This window comes from Flavobacterium sp., assembly GCF_003525665.1.
Lineage (GTDB): Bacteria > Bacteroidota > Bacteroidia > Flavobacteriales > Flavobacteriaceae > Flavobacterium.
Genome location: NZ_DQDX01000205.1, coordinates 1 through 6,783 on the forward strand (window position 1 = coordinate 1; position 6,783 = coordinate 6,783).

General features: G+C 30.4%; 7 protein-coding genes. 4 read left to right on the top strand and 3 right to left on the bottom strand.

Annotation, left to right across the window (positions count from 1 at the left end; all coding sequences use genetic code 11):
- Nucleotides 1–36 precede the first annotated feature (36 nt).
- Together DIU01_RS14460 and DIU01_RS14465 are read left to right on the top strand one after the other, a co-directional pair.
- Complete coding sequence (locus DIU01_RS14460; RefSeq protein WP_290835660.1) at nucleotides 37–1,497, top strand: aminoacyl-histidine dipeptidase; 1,461 nt, start codon at nucleotides 37–39, stop codon at nucleotides 1,495–1,497.
- Between the two features lie 5 nt (nucleotides 1,498–1,502).
- On the top strand, nucleotides 1,503–1,892 hold the full coding sequence (locus DIU01_RS14465; RefSeq protein ID WP_290835662.1) for an acyl-CoA thioesterase: 390 nt from the start codon (nucleotides 1,503–1,505) through the stop codon (nucleotides 1,890–1,892).
- Nucleotides 1,893–1,947: 55 nt separating this feature from the next.
- Here DIU01_RS14465 and DIU01_RS14470 read toward each other — a convergent pair whose 3' ends face one another.
- On the bottom strand, nucleotides 1,948–2,808 hold the full coding sequence (locus DIU01_RS14470) for an AraC family transcriptional regulator (protein ID WP_290835664.1): 861 nt from the start codon (nucleotides 2,806–2,808) through the stop codon (nucleotides 1,948–1,950).
- Nucleotides 2,809–2,899: 91 nt separating this feature from the next.
- Here DIU01_RS14470 and DIU01_RS14475 point away from each other — a divergent pair, with 91 nt between their 5' ends.
- Both DIU01_RS14475 and DIU01_RS14480 read left to right on the top strand, forming a co-directional pair.
- Nucleotides 2,900–3,262, top strand: coding sequence for a DUF983 domain-containing protein (locus DIU01_RS14475; protein WP_290835666.1), 363 nt, complete (start codon nucleotides 2,900–2,902; stop codon nucleotides 3,260–3,262).
- A gap of 91 nt (nucleotides 3,263–3,353) precedes the next feature.
- Entirely contained in the window at nucleotides 3,354–5,621 is a 2,268-nt protein-coding gene (locus tag DIU01_RS14480) for a DUF6056 family protein (protein WP_290835668.1), read from the top strand.
- Between the two features lies 1 nt (nucleotide 5,622).
- Here the strand turns inward: DIU01_RS14480 and DIU01_RS14485 are convergent, their stop codons facing one another.
- Nucleotides 5,623–6,393 carry a hypothetical protein gene (locus DIU01_RS14485; protein ID WP_290835670.1) on the bottom strand — a complete coding sequence of 257 codons (771 nt, stop codon included), beginning with the start codon at nucleotides 6,391–6,393 and terminating at the stop codon, nucleotides 5,623–5,625.
- Between the two features lie 9 nt (nucleotides 6,394–6,402).
- A complete protein-coding gene (locus DIU01_RS14490) occupies nucleotides 6,403–6,693 on the bottom strand; it encodes a hypothetical protein (protein ID WP_290835672.1) in 291 nt (96 codons plus the stop codon).
- Between the last annotated feature and the right edge of the window lie 90 nt (nucleotides 6,694–6,783).

The window sequence follows — 6,783 nt, forward strand, 5'->3', positions numbered from 1 at the left end:
ATTCGTGCAATTCGTGTCTAAACAAACTAAAATATAATGAGCCAAGAAATTAGAAACCTTGAACCAAAAGCACTTTGGAACAAGTTTGCCGACCTAAACGCAGTACCACGTCCATCTAAAAAAGAAGAGCGTGTAATTGAGTTTATGAAAAACTTCGGAACCAGTTTAGGATTAGAAACTTTTGAAGATGAAATCCGTAATGTAATCATCCGTAAACCAGCGACTCCAGGAATGGAAAACCGCAAAACCATTGTGTTACAAGGACATTTGGATATGGTACACCAAAAAAATAACGATACAAATTTCGATTTCTTGACGCAAGGAATTGATATGTTCGTTGATGGTGATTGGGTAAAAGCAAAAGGAACAACACTTGGTGCCGATAACGGACTTGGAGTTGCCGCAATTATGGCAGTTTTAGAAAGTAAAGACATTCCGCATCCAGCAATCGACGCACTTTTTACTATCGATGAAGAAACCGGAATGACCGGAGCTTTAAATTTAAAAGGAGGCATTTTAAAAGGTGAAATTCTTTTAAATCTTGATACTGAAGAAGACGACGAAATTGATATTGGTTGTGCTGGTGGCGTTGATGTTACTGCAACTAGAAAATATAATGAAGAAGAAACTCCAGAAGGTTCTGTAGGTTATTCAATTACTGTAAAAGGATTGAATGGCGGACATTCTGGAATGGATATTCACAAAGGTTTAGGGAATGCTAACAAAATCATGAACCGACTTTTATTTGACGGTTTTGAGAATTTTGGACTTCAAATTGCTGAAATTTCAGGCGGAAGTTTGCGTAATGCTATTCCACGTGAAAGTGTTGCCAAAGTGATCGTTGCAGCTATGTATGACGAAGCTTTTGTCTTTGATATGCAAGAAGTTATTGGTGATATCAAAGCCGAGTTTAGAGTAATGGAACCAAATTTGACTATCGAAATTGAAAAGTCTGATTTGCCTGCAAAAGTGATGGATTTAGGAGTTCAAGAAGGTTTGCTTCGTTCTATTTATGCAGCTCACAATGGCGTTTACCGAATGAGTCCAGATATGGCAGATTTGGTAGAAACTTCTAATAATATTGCAAGAGTTATAGTTAAAGATGGCGAAATTTCGATTCAAAATTTAACTCGTTCGTCTGTTGAAAGTTCTAAATTTGATTTAGCAAATGCGTTGCGTTCGGCTTACGAATTATTTGGTTGCGAAGTAGAATTTGGCGGAAGCTATCCAGGTTGGACACCAAATCCGAAATCGGAAATATTGGACGTTTTGACTTCTATTTATGAAAAACAAAACGGTGATCAACCAAAAGTTGTTGCATGCCACGCAGGATTAGAATGTGGAATTCTAGGAACCAATTATCCAGGAATGGACATGATTTCGTTTGGTCCAACAATTCACGGAGCACATTCTCCAGATGAGAGAGCTAGTATTTCTTCTTCACAAAAGTTTTGGAAATTTTTCTTAGAAATTTTAGCGAATATTCCTGTAAAGTAAATAAAATGAATGATTTAAGAGAAAGTAAAGTAGAAAATTCTGTAACTAGAGTTTTTAAAGCAGTTTTTCCAAATACTACAAATCACTATGATACTCTTTTTGGTGGTACCGCAATGCTATACATGGACGAAGTTGCTTTTATTACAGCAACGCGCTTTAGCAGACAAAAAATGGTAACTGTAAGTAGCGATCGAATTGATTTTAAAAGACCAATTCCGCATGGAACAATTATAGAATTAATAGGTAAAGTGACTTATGTAGGGTCAACCAGTTTAAAAATTAGAGTGGATATTTTTATTGAAGAAATGTATTCTGAAATAAGAGAAAAAGCAATAACTGGCGAATTCACTTTTGTTGCAATTGACGAAAATAAAAAACCAGTAAAAATTGTATAATTCTATTTTTTGAATTTTATATAAAAGACTTTCTGTAAAAAGAAAGTCTTTTTTTTTACAATTTATTTCTAAATTCACTCGGAGAATTTCCAGTTTCTTTTTTGAAGAGTTTTGCAAAATAGGAGTAGTTCTCATAATTCAATTCGTCTGCAATTTGACTTATCGATTTATTTTGATTGATTAAAAGTCGTTTGGCTTCTAGAATTACTCGTTCTGTGATTAGTTCGGTTGCTGTTTTGTTCAAAATTGTTTTGCAGATTCTATTCAAGTGTTTCAATGTAATACTCATTTTAGAAGCGTAAAACGATGGCGATTTTTCGGATTTAAAATGCAAATCAATTAATTTTTCAAACTGATTTATTTTATGATTGTAGATTGGTGTTTTGTGATTGCTCTCAGGTGAATATTTTCTCGAAATTTCTATGTTTATGATATCTAATAAATTTAAAATCGCCTCTTTTTGTTTAGATTTAACCGATTCGCTTTCCTTTTTCATCAAGTTAAAATAAACCTCGATATCTTGAAGTTCTTCTTCATTATAAAATAATTCAGGATTAGATTTCACCGATTGATAAAAAGAATACTCTTCAATTTTATTGTTTCCAAAATGTAAATTATAGGTTTCTTGCGAATAAAAAACAATGTATCCATCAATATCATCAGATAATTTCCAGTTGTGAATTTGTCCGGGTTGCAACATAAATAAACTGCCTCTTTTTATAGTATAACGATCAAAATCTATTTCATGAATTCCGGTTCCATGCGTAAATAATACCATTAAATAAAAATTATGACGGTGCGGTTTTTCTATGAAACTGTGATTTGTCAAGTGATTTTTAAAAGTATTTACATACAATTCACTATTTACAGTGTTGTAATTAAAATTAGAAATACCATATATTGGCAGTTTATCCATTTTATAAAATGTCCTTTTTGTAGTAGTAATAGCGAATTTACAAAATGTTTTTCAAACAAATATCACTTAACTTTGTAGAAAATTTCAAAACATGTTATCTACCATATCGCACATCTTCAAAAATGAATGTCCAAATTGTTATAAAGGAAAAGTTTTTGCCGATAAAAGCTTCTTTTTTAGTGTAGGATTTCCGAAAATGAATACGCATTGCAGTCATTGTAATTATAAATTCGAAAAAGAACCTGGTTATTTTTTTGGAGCAATGTTCGTTAATTATGCCATTACTGTTGGTCAAGCTTTGATTACTTTCTTTATAGCATCTCAGTTTTTTGATAAAATTTTCGATTTCAGAATTCTGCTTATCATCGGATTTGTAATTTTTGCTCTTAGTTTTTTTAACATCCGGTTATCACGAATGATTTGGATTTACGCTTTTAAAAATTATTCTAATTAGTGACCTATTGAAACTCAACTTGGGATTGTACTTATTTTCTTTTTTTAGATAATTAATTTACTTTGTTATATTTGTTAAAACTTAAAGTAAAATGAAGAAAGAAAGTAGTAAAGAGGAAGTTTTGAAAATAGATAAATTGTCTTTTTTTCAAAAATATAGTTGGGCTTTTATTCCAATGTTTTTTGCGATAGCACTTTATTTCAATACTTTAAATCATGGTTTTGTTTTGGATGACAAGATCATTTTTCAAAGCAAGGCTATTACTTCTGGATTGAAAGACCTTCCGGCATTATTTACAGAAAAAACGCTTCCTGAAGCTGAAAACATTAAACCATATCGACCTATTACAAGTTTGAGTTTTGCAATTGATTATCAGTTTTTTAAAAATGAGGATTCTTTAAAAATGGCTGCTAATCTGCATACAATGAATGTTTTGTATTATGGAATTGCATTATTTTTTACGTTTGTTTTACTGCTCAAATTATTTAAAAATAAAATAATTGCACTTGCAATTTCACTTCTTTTTGCAGCACATCCAATTCATACAGAAGTGGTAGCAAACATAAAATCAAGAGATGAAATTTTAGCCTACCTCTTTGGAACACTAATGCTGATATTGTACATAAAATTCAAAGAATCAACTAGTAAAAAGTATTTGTATTTTAGTTTAGCCTTCTATTTTCTAGCTGTTTTATCTAAAGAAAGCACCATTGTACTTCTTGCTTTTTTACCAATAATAGATTATTTTTTAAGTTCAGAAAAAGGATTTAAAATGAGTTATTTTTCTAGTTTGAAATGGTTTATTTTTCCTGCCCTTTTATATTTGGCGTTGCAACGAATTGTTATCGGAATCAATTTAATGCCTAAAATGTCGGAAATTGATAATATGCTAGTTGGTATTCCTGATTTCTCCGAAAATCTTGCAACAAGAATTTATATTGTTGGTTTGTATTTGTATAAAATGCTTGTACCACATCCACTTTTTTACGATTATTCATTAAATTATATCAGTAAAAAGACTTTTGCTTCTTTTGAAGTTTGGATGAGTTTACTTTCAATAATTGCATTAGTGTATTTAATTTTTAAAGGCATAATTAAAAAAAATAAAATCGCTTTTGGTTTATTTTTTATGTTCGTCACTTTTGCACTTACGTGTAATTTGTTCATCGCCATTGGTGCCACTTTTGCCGAACGTTTTGCCTTTACACCAAGCTTAGGATTTGTAATAGCTTTGGTGTTTTTGTTGTATTTGTTGATTGATAAATTCAAAATGAAGCAAGTGTATCTGTTGTTTTTTATTCTACCAATTCTATCATTATACAGTTTTAAAACTGTTACAAGAAATGCCAATTGGAAAGACAACGAAACGTTATTTACTCATGATTATTTGCAGTCTTCTAAAAGTTTAAAAATCCAAAATAATTATGGAGCTATTTTATATTACAAAGCAAAAGAAGCAACAGATTCAATTGAAAGAAAGAAATTATTTTTAAAATCCATTGCGGTTTTAGATAAAGTTACCAATGATTATGATACTTATATCGAAGCATATGTTCAAAAAGGAGTTTCGTATTTAGAAATCAAAAATTGTGAGAAGGCTTTGGTAAATTTTGAAAAAGCTAAAAGCATCGCAGTTTATAATCCTGTGGTTGAAGCCAATTTAGGAATAGGATATATCAATTGTGGAAAGCCGCAAGAAGCAGTAACTATTTTCTCAAAATTGTTAAATTATGATAAGTCAAAAGAAAGTTACTACTTGAAACATATTGGCGTTGCTCATTTTAATATAAAAAATTTAGATTCGGCCGAATATTATTTTAGCCGTTTAAAAAATGATTATCCAAATGATGCAGAAGTTGATGGTTATATCAAGTTAGTTGCTGATTATAAAAATAGTACTAGTGCAACTCCAAAACAAAGTGCAACTCCAACACAAAATGTTGATGCAAATCAAAATGCACAGTTTGATGCAGCTTATAAATTATTCATGAATGGTGATAAAAATGGTGCCGAAAAAGCATTGCAAGAATCCATTAAATCCAATCCAAATCATGCTATGAGTTATGCTGTTTTGGGTTTAATTGCCGATGAAAAGCAAAATTTTCCAAAAGCTATAAGTTATTACAAGAAGTCAATTGCAATAAATCCGAATGACTACAGAATTTTTTACAACTTGGGAAATACCTATTTAAAAAATAAAAATGACGGAGAAGCTATTAAGCAATTCGAAAAATGTATTGCAATAGAACCAAAGTATATCAATTCCTATAAGTCGTTAGAATTGTACTATAAGAGTGTGAACAACATTGAAAAGCAAAATTATTTTACGCAAAAAATTAAAGAATTAGAAGGAAAATAATTTAATTAGTTTCATAAATTAATTTATGGTCTTTAATTATTTTTTGACTTTTCTTTTGGATAGAAATGGGAAGTTTTTTCCAATTTTCATCATAATCTATGTGATAATTATCTTCTTCATTTCCTGCAGGATAATATGAGGTTGCTTTGCTTTTTTCGATGTTTTTATTGTTTAAAGTGTACACGATTTGTTTGTAAGGTTTGGCGTCTAAACCATCGCTGTTTCCAAAATAGGACAAATAAAATTCAGGAATTCCATCTTTATTTTCATCAGAAATGGAACAATTTGGATAATCAAATTCTGGCCAATACACGACGTTTCCAAAATCTTGAAATTTAGCTTTTTGAACAATTCCACCATGATCGTGAGCTACAATTAAAGCATATAAATTATGCTCACTATAATTAATCGAATCAACAACTTCGGTATTTGTGGTTGGATATGGATTAGAATCTTCCGTTAATTTCCATTTTTTAGTTTTAAAATCAAATACTTCGGAAACACTTGTTTTTTCATAATCGAGAATTCTTGAAAGTTTCAAAATTTGTTTCTTAAAAATAAAATCAAAAACACCATAGGTACTTTCGCAATGCACAATCATGGTTGTTTTGCCATAAGTTTTGAATTCGTAATTATAGTCCAATTCTTCAAATTTTTGATTGAATTGTAAAGAATCTTTAGGGTAGAAGTAGGTTACTTTTAGACTTTTATTTTGTCCAAAGGAAACATAAAAAACTAAAAAACTTATAAAAGTAAAAAGAATCGTTTTCATAAATCAGTATTAATTCCCAGCGATTGGACTACCAAAAACACCAACAGCAAGTTCTGCCCAAAGCAAGAATAACAAAAATAAAATAATTCCAGAAATAAGTAGGCGATGTTTGGTGCTTTTTACTTTTCGTAATACCAATTCAATTATCAAACTCGTTCCAAAAAGTAATATTCCAGCCATCACAAAATCCATCAACGACCAATTGACTTCGTTGGAAAATTGCATAGTTACAAATGGAATTAGTAATAGTAGAAGCACTATTGAAAGTAGGATAAGAAAGGTTTTTGGTTTTGGGAGCATTTTTTTTTTACGTTTGGTGGCTAAAAGAAGTTGCATACTTCATTCACTGACTATTCAAATATAACTAAAACTTTGATTCAACAATTACCA